The organism is Streptomyces sp. NTD107, assembly GCF_059510435.1.
Map to the genome: position 1 here is coordinate 86,919 of NZ_JCAJZV010000013.1, position 15,362 is coordinate 102,280.

A 15,362-nucleotide genomic window follows, 5' to 3' on the forward strand; every position below is an offset into this window, starting at 1 on the left:
ATGGTCCGCCCTTCCGCTTCGCGCGGGAATGGTTCCGTTGCGAGTCCCTCGTGGGCGCACGGTGGCAGCCAGTCGGCCCGCCGCATCCTGTCTCGGCAGCCTGTGCCGGTACACCGAAAACTTCTGGAGCCCCCGAGTGAGCAAGCGCACTTTCCAGCCGAACAACCGTCGTCGGGCCAAGACCCACGGCTTCCGGCTGCGCATGCGGACCCGCGCCGGTCGCGCGATCATCACCGCCCGCCGTACCAAGGGCCGCGCCCGGCTGTCGGCCTGAGCCGCCGCCGGATCGACGGGTCCATGCGGTGCTGCCCCCCGAGAACCGGCTGCGGCGGCGCGAGGATTTCGCGCTCGCGGTACGCCGTGGTCGCAGGGCCGGGAGCCGGCGTCTCGTCGTCCATCTGAGCAGTGGTACGGACCCGCACGCGGGCCGGGAGAGTCCTCTTCCGGCGCGTGCGGGTTTCGTCGTGAGCAAGGCCGTGGGGAATGCCGTGGTGCGCAATCGCGTGCAGCGGCGGCTGCGGCATCTCATACGGGCCCGGCTGTTCCGGGTGCCCCCCGGTAGCCTGGTGGTTGTCCGGGCTCTGCCCGGCGCGGGCACGGCTGACAATGATCGGCTGGCCCGGGATCTCGATGCCGCGCTGGAGCGGCTGCTGGGAGGGGTACGTCAGTGAAGTACCCGCTGTTGCTGCTGATCAAGCTGTATCAGTGGACGATCTCCCCGCTGCTCGGGCCGGTCTGTCGTTACTACCCGTCGTGCTCCCATTACGGCTACACGGCGGTCGGCCGGCACGGCGCGATCAAGGGTTCCGCGTTGACCGCGTGGCGCATCCTGCGCTGCAACCCCTGGTCTCCCGGCGGTGTGGATCATGTCCCGCCGCGCAAGCGTCCTGTCTGGCATCGGCGTCTGCGTGATCGCTGGCTGCACCGGACTCTCCCCCAGATCCCATCCGGGGGCGCCTCTCACAATGCCCAAGGAGTCTGACTCGTGGACACGATCAACTCGATCCTCAGTCCCCTCTATTACGCAGTGTCGTGGATCATCATCCGGTTCCACGATCTGTACAGCCTGGTCTTCAACGAGGACAGCGGTTGGGCCTGGGGCCTGTCGATCGTGTCCCTGGTGGTCGTGATCCGGATCGCCCTGATCCCGCTGTTCTTCAAGCAGATCAAGTCCACGCGGAACATGCAGGCGCTCCAGCCGAAGATGAAGAAGATCCAGGAGCGCTACAAGAACGACAAGCAGCGGCAGTCCGAGGAGATGATGAAGCTGTACCGGGAGACCGGTACGAATCCGCTCTCCAGCTGTCTGCCGATCCTGGCGCAGTCGCCGTTCTTCATCGCACTCTTCCAGGTCCTCAACCACATCGCGAACAACGACAAGGTCGGGGTGCTCACCCAGGACCAGGTCACCAGCGCGCGTGAGGCCACCATCTTCGGCGCTCCGATCGCGGCCCGCTTCCTGGACAGCACCGAGAAGCTGGCCCAGCTCGGCGCGAGCCTGACGGATGTGCGGGTGGTCACGATCATCATGATCGTGCTGATGTCGGCCTCGCAGTTCTTCACCCAGCGCCAGCTGATGACGAAGAACGTGGACCTGACGGTCAAGACGCCGTTCATGAATCAGCAGAAGATGCTGATGTACATCTTCCCGATCATGTTCGCCGTCTTCGGCATCAACTTCCCGGTGGGTGTGCTGATCTACTGGCTGACCACCAACGTGTGGACGCTCGGCCAGCAGATGTACGTCATTACGCGTAATCCCACTCCGGGCAGCCTGGCCTTCCAGCAGCGTCAGGAGCGGCTGAAGAAGAAGGGCAAGCTGAAGGAGGACCCGGCCGAGGCCGAGGCGAAGAAGGCCGCCGAGGCGGCGCGGTCCACCCGTACCCAGCCCAAGCGGCAGTCCAAGTCGCAGCGGCAGACCGGTGGCACCCACCCGCAGGGCAAGCCGGAGAGCGGTCAGCCGTCCGCCGAGGAGCCGAAGCAGGCTCAGCCCAAGCAGCAGCAGGGCAAGCAGCGGCCGAAGAAGTCGCAGCCCGGTAAGCCCAAGTCCCCCAACAGCAAGAAGTGATGAAGGAGTCCCCCGTGACGGACACCACCTCGACCGCCGCTGAGGGCACCGACGCCCTGACTCGCCTGGAGCAGGAGGGCGAGATCGCGGCCGACTATCTTGAGGGGCTGCTGGACATCGCGGACCTCGACGGTGACATCGACATGGATGTCGAGGCGGACCGTGCCGCGGTGTCGGTGATCTCCGAGGGCACCTCGCGTGATCTCCAGAAGCTGGTCGGCCGGGACGGTGAGGTCCTGGAGGCGCTCCAGGAGCTGACCCGGCTGGCGGTGCTGCGGGAGACCGGTGAGCGCAGCCGGCTGATGCTGGACATCGCCGGGTTCCGGGCGCAGAAGCGGGAGAAGCTGACCGCGCTGGCCCAGGAGGCCGTGGAGCAGGTGAAGGAGTCCGGCGAGTCGGTGAAGCTGAGCCCGATGACGCCGTTCGAGCGCAAGGTGGTGCACGACGCGGTGGCGGCGGCCGGCCTGAGCAGTGAGTCGGAGGGCGAGGAGCCGCAGCGCCGCGTGGTCGTTCTGCCGTGAGCGGGGATCCTTCGCCCGGGCAGGAGCCGGGTGCGCAGCTGTCGCCGCCGCCCGCGGTGGCGGCGGAGGTCTTCGGGGACCGGCTGCCGGACGCGGTGCGTTATGCGGAACTGCTGGCCGACACGGGCGTACGGCGGGGGCTGATCGGCCCCCGTGAGGTGCCCAGGCTGTGGGAGCGGCATCTGCTGAACTGTGCGGTGCTCTCCGAGGTGGTTCCGGAGGGTGTGACGGTCTGCGATGTCGGTTCGGGTGCCGGGCTGCCCGGTATTCCGCTGGCGCTGGTGCGGCCGGATCTGGAGATCACGCTGCTGGAGCCGCTGCTGCGGCGCACCAACTTCCTCCAGGAGGTCGTGGAGCTGCTGGGTCTTGACCATGTGACGGTGGTCCGGGGCCGGGCGGAGGAGGTGCTGGGCAGCTTCACCCCGGTGCATGTGGTCACGGCGCGGGCGGTGGCCCCGCTGGACCGGCTGGCCGGCTGGGGGGTGCCGCTGCTGCGGCCGTACGGCGAGATGCTGGCCATCAAGGGCGATACGGCGGAGCAGGAGCTGAAGGCGGCCCGGGCGGCGCTCGGGAAGCTGGGGGTGGTGGAGACCTCGGTGCTTCAGGTGGGCGAGGGTCTGGTGGATCCGCTGTCCACGGTGGTGCGGGTCGAGGTCGGGGAGAGCCCGGGCGGGGTGCGGTTCGCGGCGAAGCGGGCCAAGGCATCGCGCTCGCAGCGCGGGAGCCGGGACGGCTGGCCGAGCCGGGGTAATCGGAGCGGTCGCCGGGCGCGCTGAGCTTGATCGGGTGGCTGCCGTGATACGGCCGATCCGGGTAAAAGAGCTGAAGATATCCCGGGTGCGGAGTGTCGCCGGGCCGTGCGGATCGCGGCGTGGGCATCGTGTTTCACGTGAAACGCCGCTCACTGCTGCACGGAATCATCAGCCGTGGTCGCGCGGCCGGCGGGCCGCGCGACCGTAAGTCGTCGAGAGCCTCCAAAAGGGTGACCGACGTATCCACACCCCCCGAGTTGTCCACAAGTAACCCGGCCTCGCTGGTTCATGACCCCCGGGACATGGCAGGCTTTGACTCCACGGAGCCTGCGCATGTCGAGGAGAGTGAACCATTGCGGTCCGACGCCAATATCGCTGGGCCGACGGCCGATCCCGTCCCCGGCCCCCGGTCCGAACCGGTGGACGCGCCGGGCGGCGCCGTTGACATCGCCCACAGCGCGCCCGCGGCGGCCGATGCCCCGGTGGGCCGGGCGGCACAGCAGACGGTCGCGGCCATGTACCGGGCCGGTGGCGGGCTGCCCCGCCCGGACCGTACCCGCATCATGATCGTCGCCAATCAGAAGGGTGGCGTCGGCAAGACCACCACCACGGTGAATCTGGCGGCCTCGCTGGCGCTGCACGGGGCCCGGGTGCTGGTCATCGACCTCGACCCGCAGGGCAACGCCAGTACGGCGCTGGGCATCGATCACCACGCCGAGGTCCCCTCCATCTATGACGTGCTGATCGACAGCCGCCCGCTGTCGGAAGTGGTGCAGCCCGTCCGGGACATCGAGGGGCTGTTCTGTGCCCCGGCCACCATCGACCTGGCCGGCGCCGAGATCGAGCTGGTGTCCGTGGTGGCGCGCGAGAGCCGGCTCCAGCGGGCGATCAGCGCCTATGAGCAGCCGCTGGACTACATCTTTGTGGACTGCCCGCCCTCGCTGGGGCTGCTGACGGTCAACGCGATGGTGGCCGGCGCCGAGGTGGTCATCCCGATCCAGTGCGAGTACTACGCGCTGGAGGGCCTGGGCCAGTTGCTGCGCAATGTGGAGCTGGTGCGCGGGCATCTCAACCCCGAGCTGCATGTCTCGACCATCCTGCTGACGATGTACGACGGCCGGACCCGGCTGGCCTCGCAGGTGGCGGAGGAGGTGCGCGGGCACTTCGGCAAGGAGGTGCTGCGGACCAACATCCCGCGCTCGGTGCGTATCTCGGAGGCACCCAGCTATGGACAGACGGTCCTGACGTACGACCCGGGTTCCAGTGGCTCGCTGTCCTATCTGGAGGCGGCCCGGGAGATTGCCCTGCGGGGACCCATTCCACGGCAGCATGAGGGGATTCATCAGTGAGTGAACGACGCAGGGGTCTGGGGCGCGGGCTGGGTGCGCTGATTCCGGCCGCGCCCAGCAGTGTGGAGACCGCCACGCCGACGGTGGAGCAGGGTGGCACCACCTCGCCCAGCGCGGTGCCGGTGCTCACCCCCGAGCGGGGTCTCGCGGCGGCCCAGATGACCGCCCCGTTCGAGGCCGAGGTGTTCGGCGAGGTGCCGCCGCCCGCCTCGGAGCCGGTCGTGGTGCCCGTCCAGGAAGCCGGGACGGTGGCGGGTGCGCACTTCGCGGAGCTGCCGCTGGACTCCATCACTCCGAACCCGCGGCAGCCGCGTGAGGTCTTCGACGAGGACGCGCTCGCGGAGCTGGTCACCTCCATCAAGGAGGTGGGCCTGCTCCAGCCGGTGGTGGTCCGGCAGCTGGGCGCGGAGCGCTACGAGCTGATCATGGGCGAGCGCCGGTGGCGCGCCTGTCGGGACGCCGGTCTGGAGGCGATCCCCGCGATCGTCCGGGCGACCGACGACGACAAGCTGCTGCTGGACGCTCTGCTGGAGAACCTGCACCGGGCGCAGCTGAATCCGCTGGAGGAGGCGGCGGCGTACGACCAGCTGCTGCGGGACTTCAAGTGCACCCATGACGAGCTGGCCGACCGGATCGGGCGTTCGCGTCCGCAGGTCTCCAACACGCTCCGGCTGCTGCGGCTTTCACCTCGGGTGCAGCGGCGGGTGGCGGCCGGGGTGCTCTCCGCGGGGCATGCCCGGGCGCTGCTGTCGGTGGATGACTCCGAGGAGCAGGACAAGCTGGCGCGGCGGATCGTGGCCGAGGGTCTTTCGGTGCGGGCGGTCGAGGAGATCGTCAGCGTGCAGGCGGCGGCGGCCAAGAGCGGTGGTCGGCACCGCAAGCCCCGGGCCGGCAAGCTGATCTCGCCGGCGCTGGACGGGTTGGCGGGGCGGCTCTCGGATCGCTTCGAGACCCGGGTGAAGGTGGACCTGGGTCAGAAGAAGGGCAAGATCGTGGTGGAGTTCGCCTCGATGGAGGATCTGGAGCGCATCCTCGGTCAGCTGGCACCGGGCGAGGGCCGGGTGCTGGAGCAGCAGTTGCGGGAGGACGGGGACGACTCCGAGGAGGAGTGACCCGGTAGTTCCCGGCATGCGGAAGGCCCCCTGTTTCACGTGAAACAGGGGGCCTTCCGCATGCGGTGCTTACTGAAGGAAGTCGGCGAGGTCGCGCTCCAGGGCGGCCTTGGGCTTGGCGCCGACGATCGACTTCACGATCTCGCCGTTCTGGTAGACGTTCAGCAGCGGGATCGACAGCACGCCGTACTTCGCGGTGGTGTCAGGGTTCTGGTCGGTGTTGAGCTTGGCGATGGTGATCTTGTCCGCGTGCTCGGCGGCGATGGCCTCCAGCGCGGGGGCGATCTGGCGGCACGGGCCGCACCACTCGGCCCAGAAGTCGACGAGGACCGGCTTGTCGCTCTGGAGGACCTTCTCGTCGAAGTCCGCGTCGGTGACGGTGATGGTGGCCTTCTCGGAGGACTTGGCGTCCGCCATGGTGTTTCTCCTTTGGGTGGGGCGAGGGTGGTGTGCTCGGAGCCGACGGCTCAGGCCTGAACGGCTTCGGCGGCTTCCGCGTGGCTGAGGGCCGCCAGGTAGCGTTCGGCGTCCAGTGCGGCGGAGCAGCCGGTACCGGCGGCGGTGATGGCCTGGCGGTAGGTGTGGTCGACCACGTCACCGGCGGCGAACACGCCGGGGATGTTGGTCCGGGTGGAGGGGGCCGCGACCTTGAGGTAGCCCTGCTCGTCCAGGTCGAGGACGCCCTTGAACAGTTCCACCCGGGGGTCGTGGCCGATGGCCACGAAGAGGCCGGTGGCCGGCAGATCGGAGTACGCGTCCGTGGTGGTGGAGCGGATCTTGAGCCCGGAGAGCTTGCCGTCACCCTGGATCTCGGCGACCTCGCTGTTCCACAGGAACTCGATCTTCGGGTCGGCGAAGGCGCGCTCCTGCATGGCCTTGGAGGCCCGCAGGGTGTCCCGGCGGTGGACGACGGTGACCTTGCTCGCGAAGCGGGAGAGGAAGGTGGCCTCCTCCAGGGCGGTGTCCCCGCCGCCGATGACGGCGATGTGCTGCTCGCGGAAGAAGAAGCCGTCACAGGTGGCGCAGTAGGAGACCCCGCGGCCGGAGAGCGCGTCCTCATTGGGGAGGCCGAGCTTGCGGTGCTGGGAGCCGGTGGCCACGATGATCGCCTTGGCCCGGTGGACGGTGCCGGCGGTGTCGGTGACCGTCTTGATCTCGCCGCTGAGGTCCACGGCGACGATGTCGTCCGGGATCAGCTCCGCGCCGAATCGCTCGGCCTGGCCCCGCATGCCGTCCATCAGGTCCGGGCCCATGATCCCGTCCTTGAAGCCGGGGAAGTTCTCCACCTCGGTGGTGTTCATCAGGGCGCCACCCGCCGTCACCGACCCCTCGAAGACCAGCGGCTTGAGGGAGGCACGGGCGGTATAGAGCGCGGCGGTGTAGCCCGCGGGTCCGGAGCCGATGATGATCACGTTTCGGACGTCGCTCACGGAATTCTTCCTTGTCTCGGGGCACTCACCCAGGGCCCCGGATGGGGTCCACAGTCCAGTAACAGATCCTAGGGTCCCAGACATTCCTGGCGGGCCGGTGCCCCCCGGCCCCGCCAGGGCGTGCGGTCATTCGTCGAGCGGATAGCTCTCCTTGGCCAGGACCTCGCCCTCCACCGGTGGGGAGGCGCTGACGCAGTCGGCGTCCACCACATAGGCGTCCACCCGCTGGGGGTCGGCGGAGTGCGGCAGCACCACCAGATAGGCGTCGGTGCCCTGGTAGCGCTCCTCCTCTGCCGCCAGCGGATCCTCGCTGCGGCCGATCGCCGACTCCACACAGGACGGGATGACGGCCGAGACCGATCCAAAGCCGTCGTTGCCGTTCGGTTCGGCCGCTTCGGTGGACTCGGGCACCGGCCGGTCGGCGCTCTCCGGCGCGTCCTCCGCGAGGGCGCCGGAGTCATCGGACTCAAGGATGCCGCCGTACTGCGGTACGTCCGCCTCGGCCAGCAGCTCCCGTACCTGGCTCTCCAGTGGATCGCCGGCCTCGTCGACGGCCAGGTCGGCGGTGCTGCCGGAGCCGTCGAGGTGGAGGTTCTGGAGGACCAGCGTGCCCAGGCTCAGGGCCACGACGGTGCCCACGGCGGCGAGGGCCAGCCGGGGCCAGCGCACTGTTTCACGTGAAACCAGGGCGCGGAAGCGCCGGCCGCCGATCGGTGTGGCCGCGCGCTCCGCGGCCAGGGCGGCGTCGAGCCGGGCCGCGACGTCGGGCGGCATCTCCGGAGCCGGCAGCTGCGCCAGCTCCTGGCGGAGCAGCTGGAGTTCCTGGTGGACCTGTTGGCACTCCGGGCAGTCGGCCAGATGTGCTCGCAGCCGGCGGGCCTCGGCGGCCGGGTGCAGATCTTCGTCAAGAGCCGCGATCTCAGCGGGCTCGGGATGCATATCGGTCATGTGCGTCCGCCTCCATCCCGCACGGCCCCGTTCTCTCCGGTATCTCTCGGAGGTGGGACGGATGTACCTGGTGTCCGGTTCCTGCCCGCGGAGTCCGGTGGAGAGTCCTCCGGGGAGCTCCGGGGATGAAGATGACTGACGAGGGGCAGCAGCCGGGCGCGGGCCCGGGCACAGCGGCTTTTGATGGTGCCCACCGGGGTCTTGAGGATCTGTGCCGCTTCGGCGACCGGATAGCCCTGCATATCGACCAGCACCAGGGCGGCGCGCTGCTCCGGGGGCAGGACGTCCAAGGCGTCGCGCAGCTGACGGCGCAGGTCCTGGCGTTCGGCGGGGGCAGCCGCGGACTCATGGGGCTCCAGCAGGGACTCCAGCCGCTGTGGCTCAGGCACCGGGGTGGCCCGGCGGCTCTTGGCCTTACGGAGCCGGTCCAGGCAGGCGTTGACGGTGATCCGGTGCAGCCAGGTGGTGACGGCGGACTGGCCCCGGAAGGTGTGGGCGGCGCGGTAGGCGGAGACCAGGGCGTCCTGGACGGCGTCGGCCGCCTCCTCGCGGTCGCCGAGGGTGCGCAGGGCGACGGCCCACAGCCGGTCGCGGTGCCGGCGAACCAGCTCGCTGAAGGCGTCCGGATCGCCGGCCACGTGCTGGGCCAGCAGTTCCTTGTCCGTGGGGCCTTCCACGGCGGTGGCGATGGAGGGTTCGCGTCGCGTGCGTCGGCCCACGGCGGATCCTCCCCTTCTGTTGGTGCTGGTCGTGCTGGTCCGGCTTGGGCGAGATTGAACCGGCTGGTCAGCCGGAGACCGTGATCTCGCTAATGCGCCCACGGTAGTTGCCGTCGCTCCCCTGCGGCAGGTCCGTCAGCCAGACGAGAACAAACCGTGTTGTGACGGGCTCTTCCGCGGTGAGGATGTGGGACTCGCCGCCCCCCTCGGCGATCAGCCGGAAGTCGTCCAGCTGGGTGGGCCGGGTGGTCACATCGGGCCCCGCCACCCGGAACTCCAGCGGGGTGTCGCCGATGGTGTCCACCGTGAGCGTCTGCACGCGCTTCGGTTCGCCCAGATCGAGGATGAGGCCGAGGCCCTCCTTGAGATTTCCGAACTTGGAGTACCCGCGATAGTTGCTGGTGTGCCAGAAGGTCTCGGGATCGCCGTCGAAGGCGTTGGGCACCGCGTCGGGGTTCTGCGATCCGCCGGGCCTCGCCGGGTCGAACTCGACGGCGTCCTGGATCGGATACAGCTGTGGTTCGGCGACTTCTTCCTGTTGATCCGGCACCGGCGGGGCGCTCTTGGCGGGCGGGTCGGCCGGGGTGTCGCCCTTGAGCAGCACATCGGCGAGCTGCCAGCTGCCCAGCGCCAGCGCGGCGATCAGCAGTGCGGTGACCCCCCACTTGAGGGCGGCCCCGGTGCGGCCGGGCAGCGTGGGCGGTACGGGCGGCAGCGGGGCGTGGTGTGCCGGTGGGGCGCCGTGGCCCCCGCCGGACAGCGAGCCCCGCTGATAGGTGGTGCGCTGGTAGCCGGCGAGATCGACCGGGGAGGGCTCGGGAACGGGGATCCGGGGCAGTGCGGCGATCGCCCGGGACAGCTCCTCCGGGGTGGTGCAGGGCGGCTGCTGGCTGGTGGCGGTGGCGCCGTTGTTGACCATGGCGCGCATGGCCAGCTCGGACAGTCCGCGGTGCACCCCGGCGCGTACCTGCTCGGGGGTGGCCAGCGACTCCCGGGAGCTTTTGCTCAGACCCGCTACTCCATTGAGGCCATAGCCGCCCTCGCCGTAGGGCCAGCGCTGGGTCAGCGCGGCGTACAGCAGGGCCCCGATCGCCTCGGTGTCGGTGCGCTGGGGGTGCTCGGAGGTGATGCCGCGCAGGGCGGCGTCCACGGCCAGGCCACGGATCCGGAACTGACCGGGGCCGGTGCGCAGCACGGTGCCCGGGGTGAGCCGCAGATGGGCCAGTCCTTCGCGGTGGGCGGCGGCCATGGCCTGGGAGACCTGGCTGACCAGGGCGTACGCCTCGTGGGCTGCCAGCGGGCCGCTGTGCAGAACGGCGCTGAGCGGGGTGGCGTCGGGGAGCCACTCGTGGATGACATGGACGACGTCGCTCTCCTCGACCGCGTCCAGGACCTGGACGAAGCGGGGGTCGCCCAGCAGGGCGGAGGAGCGGGCCGCGGAGATCACCGAGGCGGCGCGGTCGTGGTCGGCGGGCAGCACATGCACGCCCACCGCCCGGCGCAGCTTCTCGTCGACGGCACGCCAGCTGCTGAAGCCGTCCAGCCGGGTGATGCACTCTTCCAGCCGGTACCGCTTGGCGAGTCTGTGGCCGCTGTGCGGCTCGGTGGCGCGGGAGGGCGCCGTAGGCGTGCTGGGCGTCGCTGTGTCGGCGTTTGCCGCCGTCTCCGCGTCCTGTGCCGAGCGCTGCGGAGGGCTGGTCGCCGTGCTCCGTTCCGCCACCGTTGAATCCGCCTCCCCGTGTTGGCTGCCGCTGGTGACACTGCCAGATTCATTGTGCCGGTACTCCGTCGCCCTGCACGACATGTGAAGTGGGCCAGAGGTTGTACAGGGGGTGGCCGTCGACTGATGTGCGAGGGGTCCTCCCCGCCGGCCCGGGGCGGCGGGGAGGACCGGTGATCAGCGGCCGAGCCGGGAGCGGACCATGCCCACCAGGGCGGTGAGTTCCTCGACCCGCATCCGGCGGGCGGTGAGGTAGAAGACCACCAGCAGCACCGCTCCGCCGCCGGCCAGGGCGGCCAGTGAGCCGAGGGTGCCCTCGCCGAGTGCGCTGGTGATGCCGTATCCGGCGGCGCCGCCGAGCAGCGCGGCGGGGATGCTGGCACCGGCGAGCCGGATATAGGTGCGCACCACGCGGGCGCCGTCCAGATCGGTGCCCATCCGGGCGCGCAGCCGGCGCCAGGCGATCGAGACGCCCAGGGTGTAGGCGATCCCGTAACTGAACGCGATACCGGCCACGACCCAGCGGTCGGGAAGAGTGACGAAGGACACGGCGGACAGCACGATCCAGGCGGCCGAGACGATCACCGTGTTGTAGAAGGGGGTGCGGGTGTCCTCGTAGGCGTAAAAGGCGCGCAGCACCACGTACTGGGCGGAGAACGGGATCAGGCCGAGGCCGAAGGCCATCAGGATGTACCCGAAGGAGCGGGCTCCTTCGTCACCGGCGGAGCCGAACAGCAGGGTGCACATGGGGACGCCGAGGGCGACGAAGGCGAATCCGATCGGCACGATGGCCACCGCCGAGGTGCGCAGCCCGTGCGAGAGGTCATCCCGCACGGCGGCGGTGTCGCCGTCCGCGGCGGAGCGCGAGATGCGGGGCAGCAGGGCGGCCATCACGGAGACGGTGATGATGGCCTGGGGCATCTGCCAGATCAGCAGGGCGCTGTTGTAGGCGATGAATCCGGTGCCGGGGTATCCGGCGCGCTCCGCGTTGTCGCCGGCCCAGGTGGCGAACTGGGTGATGACCACCAGGCCGGCCTGGTTGGCGAAGACGAACAGCACGGTCCACTTGGCGAGTTTGGCGGCCTTGCCCAGACCGTGGCCGCGCCAGTCGAAGCGCAGCCGCATGCGGAACCCGGCGGCGCGCAGATAGGGGATCATCGCCAGCGCCTGGACGACGAGGCCCAGCAGGGTGCCGACGCCGAGCAGCCGGACGCCTTCGGGGGTGATGGTGGTGACGCCGAGTTCGGAGCTGCGCTGGGTGCCGTAGACCCACAGGAACATGCCGAAGGTGAAGATGACCACGATGTTGTTGAGGACCGGGGTCCACATCATCGGGCCGAACGAGTCGCGGGCGTTGAGGATCTGGCCCATGACCACATGGACGCCCATGAAGAAGATCGTGGGCAGGAAGTAGCGGGCGAAGGTGATGGCCACCTCGTTGGCGGCCGGGTCGTCCGCGATCTTCGCGGACATCATCCGCACCAGCAGCGGAGCGGCCAGCACGGCGGCGATGACCAGGCCGCCGAGCACCACCATGACGAGGGTGAGCAGCCGGTTGGCGTAGGCGTCGCCGCCGTCCTCGTCGTTCTTCATCGCCCTCACCAGCTGGGGGACGAAGACGGAGTTGAGGCCGCCGCCGATGGTGAGGATGTAGATCATCGAGGGCAGGGCCCAGGCGACGGTGTAGGTGTCACCGAGCACGGCGGCGCCGAGGGCGGCGACCAGGACCAGCTGGCGTACGAAGCCGGTGAGCCGGGAGACCAGGGTGCCGGCGGCCATGATGGCGCTGGAGCGCAGTATTCCGGCTGCCTTGCCGCCGCGCTTGGGTGCCGGGGCGGGTGCGGGTGCGGGGGCCGGCGGTGCGGGCTGCTGGGCGGCGGGTGGGGGTGTCATGGTGCCCTGCGCGGGGGCGGGCGGGGCGGGGTAGCCGCCGCCGGGGCTCTGGGTCCGGCTCTGGGTGGTGCCGGGACCGGCCGGGCTCTGCTGGTCGCGGAAGAGGTGCGCGAAGGCGTCCTGCTGGGGCTGCTGCGGTGGCTGGGGCTGCTGGGGCGCGCCGGACCAGCCCTGGGGGTCGCGGGGGGCGTAGGGCTGCTGTGGCTGCTGCTGGTACGGATAGGGCGGCTGGTGCTGGGGCTGCTGGTGGGGGTAGGGGCCCGCGGGGTACGGGCCGGGTTGCGGGTCGCCGTCCCCCGGAGCCTGGCCGTCTTCACGGTCGTACGGCGCTTGCATCGCTACCCCACCTCTGGTTCCCGGCCGGAGTCCGGCTCACTCGCTTCGATCCACCCTCTCACCATCGGGAGGGGTGCTGGTGCCGTCGTCGCCGGTGTCGGCGCCGCTCTCACCCGCGGGCGCGGCATCGGCCGCGGCGCCGGAGTCGGTACCGGAGTCGGTACCGGAGTCGGTACCGGAGTCGGTACCGGTTCCCGGCTCGGGCTCGGTCGAGGCGTCCCCGGGCCGGGCGGCGCGCTTGCGCTTGCTGTACATGCGGACCCCGGCCAGAACCACCAGGAGCAGCCCGCCGGCGATCACCATCAGCACGGCGGAGGTGATGGAGGTGACCTGCGCCTGGAAGCGCATCGGCTTGCCGTACGGCTTGCCGTCCGCCGTGTACAGCTGGGCTTCCAGATAGGTGAGGCCGTTGGCACGGGCGGTGGTGGAGAACTTCACCGAGGTGCTGTGGCCGCCGTTGACGGTCACCAGCTGGGCGTCGCCGACGTCCAGGCCGATCTTGCGGCTGGAGGTCAGCCGCAGCTCCAGGTTCTGTACGCCCTGGACCAGGTTGTTCTGCACCGAGATGGGGATGGTGGCGCTGCGCCCGGACAGGGTGATCTTGGTTTTCTGGATCAGATGCACGCGCTCGGTGAGGCCCGCCAGATCGCTCTGCACGGTGGCGCGGTACTGGGCGGCCTCGGTGGCCCGGCCGCGCCAGGAGGTGGACATCTCGCGGCGGATGGCGTTGCCGAAGGGGGTGGTGACCCGGTCGGGGCGGGTGAGGATGACCTGGAAGTCGTCCAGGGTGCGCTGGGTCTCGCGCATCTCCTGGAAGGCGCTGGTGGACAGCTCCTGCTCGCGCAGCCGGTCCGGGTAGGCGCCGGTGCCGGGGACCTGGCGGTTGGCGGCGGGGTCCGGCTGGGCTTCGGCCGCCTCGGTGAGGCCGGTGAAGGTGATCCACTCCGGGTGGGCGGCCAGGGCGGTGATCGCGTCGGCCATGGCCTGGGCCTGGTCGGCGGTGGGGGTGCGCTGGGGGGCGAGCAGGATGCTGCGGTCCCGGCCCGGGTTCTGCTGGGCGATGGCCAGGCTCTGGGCGAGCAGTTGCCGGCGGGCGGCGGTGGCGTTGGCAGGCAGGCTCATGTCGGCCTCGAAGAGCCTGGAGAGGGTGGCGTCGGCGACCAGGGCGGTGGTGCCGCCGCCGATCGGGCGGGCGGCGGTCTCGGTGTAGTCGAGGGAGTCACCGGGGCGCAGGCTGTCGCTGCGGCTGATGATGTGGTGTGCGCCGGCCGAGGTGGCCACCGAGACGATGTCGGGGTCGATGGCGCCCTCGATGGGCCAGGCGAAGTCGGTGCTGGGCTGCACACCCAGGACGGTCTCCACGGTGAGGGCGGAGACCTCGGTGGCGGTGCGCAACTGGCTCAGGGCGCCGGGGACGTTCTTGCCGTGGTGGGCGAGCGAGGCGAGATCGGGGTCGCCGAAGGGCAGGGCGATCACGTCCCGGTCCTGGACGGCGTCCTGGAGAGCGCCGAGCCAGGCGCGGGCGGCCTCCTGCCCACCGCCCGGCTGGAGGCCGTCCGGGGTGTGGATGCGGTAGTCCTCGGTCATGGCGTCCACCGAGGCGAGCAGGTCGGCGTCGATGACCCAGGTGACGGGAAGGCCGGCGCCGAGGGTGACCAGCTGGTAGAGCCGGCCGCCGGGGGAGATCTCGGTGAGCAGGGAGTTGTCCCGGAAGGCGGGGGTCTGTTCCTCGTCGGCGTCGGTCTCGGCGGTGAGGTGGGTGGTGGAGATCAGCGGCCACAGCACGGTGAGCTGCGTTCCGGAGTTCGCGCCGCCGGAGGTGGTCTGCCAGGGCAGCAGACTGCGGCCCACGCCCAGGATCTGGTCCCATCCCTCGGCCTCGGTCTGGCCGGTGAGGGTGACCGCCAGCTGGTAGACGCCGTCCTCGCCCAGGTCGAGGGCGGCGACCGGGACCCGGAGGTCGAAGGTGGCGGACATGCCGGGGGCGATGGTGCCGATGTCCTGGCCGTGCTCGTTGATGAGCCGGCCATCCAGCTCGGCGGCGAACCCGGTACGGGACAGTGCCTCGGACAGGCCGTCCCGGGAGTCGAGGAGGGTGCCGGTACGGGGAGCCAGCCGGCTGCCGGTGATGGCGGAGGGGCCCTCGTTGGTGACGGTGCCGCGCAGGGTGAGGGTGTCGTCCCGGCTCGGAACGTCCGGGGTGATCTCGGTGAGGGAGATGGTGGCGGTGCGCTGTCCGGTGCCGACGTCCTGGGCGGGCGCGGCCTGCGGCGCCCGGCTCATGGCGGTGAGCAGTGGCAGGGCCACCAGCAGGCTCAGCAATGAGGCGATGATCAGCTGGGCGCGGCGTCGGGCGGGGCCCGGGCGCCGGTCCGGGTGGGCACGGGAGATCATCGCCGGCACCTCTGTCACGCGATTGCCCCGTTCCCTCGTCCCAGAACCCGCACTCATGGTAACGATGCCTGACACGGCTCCGTGCCGGGGAGCCCGCTGGAGGGCGGGGGAACGGGCGGG

At 70.5% G+C, this 15,362-nt stretch carries 15 protein-coding genes; 8 read left to right on the forward strand and 7 right to left on the reverse strand.

Annotated features, from left to right (window positions below; all coding sequences use genetic code 11):
• Positions 1-136 precede the first annotated feature (136 nt).
• The 8 genes from rpmH to AC5WRL_RS22900 all read left to right on the forward strand — a co-directional run bounded on the left by rpmH (position 137) and on the right by AC5WRL_RS22900 (position 5,802).
• Entirely contained in the window at positions 137-274 is a 138-nt protein-coding gene (rpmH, locus tag AC5WRL_RS22865; RefSeq protein ID WP_078635495.1) for a 50S ribosomal protein L34, read from the forward strand.
• 28 nt (positions 275-302) lie between these two features.
• Positions 303-671 (forward strand): ribonuclease P protein component, encoded by a 369-nt coding sequence (gene rnpA / locus AC5WRL_RS22870; protein WP_496090516.1) that lies wholly within the window; start codon positions 303-305, stop codon positions 669-671.
• Positions 668-982 carry a membrane protein insertion efficiency factor YidD gene (yidD, locus tag AC5WRL_RS22875; RefSeq protein WP_496090517.1) on the forward strand — a complete coding sequence of 105 codons (315 nt, stop codon included), beginning with the start codon at positions 668-670 and terminating at the stop codon, positions 980-982. The genes rnpA and yidD overlap by 4 nt, the downstream gene beginning before the upstream one ends.
• A 12-nt stretch (positions 983-994) precedes the next feature.
• Positions 995-2,068, forward strand: coding sequence for a membrane protein insertase YidC (gene yidC, locus AC5WRL_RS22880; RefSeq protein ID WP_496090578.1), 1,074 nt, complete (start codon positions 995-997; stop codon positions 2,066-2,068).
• Positions 2,068-2,589, forward strand: a complete 522-nt coding sequence (locus AC5WRL_RS22885; protein ID WP_375879571.1) for a Jag family protein — start codon at positions 2,068-2,070, stop codon at positions 2,587-2,589. The genes yidC and AC5WRL_RS22885 overlap by 1 nt, the downstream gene beginning before the upstream one ends.
• Positions 2,590-2,627: 38 nt before the next feature.
• On the forward strand, positions 2,628-3,365 hold the full coding sequence (gene rsmG, locus AC5WRL_RS22890; protein WP_200368640.1) for a 16S rRNA (guanine(527)-N(7))-methyltransferase RsmG: 738 nt from the start codon (positions 2,628-2,630) through the stop codon (positions 3,363-3,365).
• Positions 3,366-3,643: 278 nt separating this feature from the next.
• On the forward strand, positions 3,644-4,690 hold the full coding sequence (locus AC5WRL_RS22895) for a ParA family protein (protein WP_496090518.1): 1,047 nt from the start codon (positions 3,644-3,646) through the stop codon (positions 4,688-4,690).
• Positions 4,687-5,802, forward strand: coding sequence for a ParB/RepB/Spo0J family partition protein (locus tag AC5WRL_RS22900; protein WP_496090519.1), 1,116 nt, complete (start codon positions 4,687-4,689; stop codon positions 5,800-5,802). Before AC5WRL_RS22895 ends, AC5WRL_RS22900 begins: the two co-directional genes overlap by 4 nt.
• Positions 5,803-5,871: 69 nt before the next feature.
• Here the strand turns inward: AC5WRL_RS22900 and trxA are convergent, their stop codons facing one another.
• The 7 genes from trxA to AC5WRL_RS22935 form a co-directional block, all read right to left on the reverse strand.
• Positions 5,872-6,219 carry a thioredoxin gene (trxA, locus tag AC5WRL_RS22905; RefSeq protein WP_496090520.1) on the reverse strand — a complete coding sequence of 116 codons (348 nt, stop codon included), beginning with the start codon at positions 6,217-6,219 and terminating at the stop codon, positions 5,872-5,874.
• 50 nt (positions 6,220-6,269) lie between these two features.
• A complete protein-coding gene (trxB, locus tag AC5WRL_RS22910; protein ID WP_496090521.1) occupies positions 6,270-7,232 on the reverse strand; it encodes a thioredoxin-disulfide reductase in 963 nt (320 codons plus the stop codon).
• 126 nt (positions 7,233-7,358) lie between these two features.
• A complete protein-coding gene (locus AC5WRL_RS22915; protein ID WP_496090522.1) occupies positions 7,359-8,180 on the reverse strand; it encodes an anti-sigma factor family protein in 822 nt (273 codons plus the stop codon).
• Positions 8,177-8,899, reverse strand: coding sequence for an RNA polymerase sigma factor SigM (gene sigM / locus AC5WRL_RS22920; protein ID WP_496090523.1), 723 nt, complete (start codon positions 8,897-8,899; stop codon positions 8,177-8,179). The genes AC5WRL_RS22915 and sigM overlap by 4 nt, the downstream gene beginning before the upstream one ends.
• A gap of 67 nt (positions 8,900-8,966) precedes the next feature.
• On the reverse strand, positions 8,967-10,703 hold the full coding sequence (locus AC5WRL_RS22925) for a protein kinase family protein (RefSeq protein WP_496090524.1): 1,737 nt from the start codon (positions 10,701-10,703) through the stop codon (positions 8,967-8,969).
• Positions 10,704-10,796: 93 nt separating this feature from the next.
• Complete coding sequence (gene murJ, locus AC5WRL_RS22930; RefSeq protein WP_496090525.1) at positions 10,797-12,848, reverse strand: murein biosynthesis integral membrane protein MurJ; 2,052 nt, start codon at positions 12,846-12,848, stop codon at positions 10,797-10,799.
• A gap of 36 nt (positions 12,849-12,884) precedes the next feature.
• On the reverse strand, positions 12,885-15,242 hold the full coding sequence (locus tag AC5WRL_RS22935) for a DUF6049 family protein (protein WP_496090526.1): 2,358 nt from the start codon (positions 15,240-15,242) through the stop codon (positions 12,885-12,887).
• Between the last annotated feature and the right edge of the window lie 120 nt (positions 15,243-15,362).

Excerpts from the sequence above, each read along its gene's own strand:
- trxA (WP_496090520.1), bottom strand. The coding sequence starts at position 6,219 with ATGGCGGACGCCAAGTCCTCCGAGAAGGCCACCATCACCGTCACCGAC.
- AC5WRL_RS22885 (WP_375879571.1), top strand. The coding sequence starts at position 2,068 with ATGAAGGAGTCCCCCGTGACGGACACCACCTCGACCGCCGCTGAGGGC.
- AC5WRL_RS22895 (WP_496090518.1), top strand. The coding sequence starts at position 3,644 with ATGGCAGGCTTTGACTCCACGGAGCCTGCGCATGTCGAGGAGAGTGAA.
- murJ (WP_496090525.1), bottom strand. The coding sequence starts at position 12,848 with ATGCAAGCGCCGTACGACCGTGAAGACGGCCAGGCTCCGGGGGACGGC.
- AC5WRL_RS22935 (WP_496090526.1), bottom strand. The coding sequence starts at position 15,242 with ATGATCTCCCGTGCCCACCCGGACCGGCGCCCGGGCCCCGCCCGACGC.
- AC5WRL_RS22925 (WP_496090524.1), bottom strand. The coding sequence starts at position 10,703 with ATGTCGTGCAGGGCGACGGAGTACCGGCACAATGAATCTGGCAGTGTC.
- AC5WRL_RS22915 (WP_496090522.1), bottom strand. The coding sequence starts at position 8,180 with ATGACCGATATGCATCCCGAGCCCGCTGAGATCGCGGCTCTTGACGAA.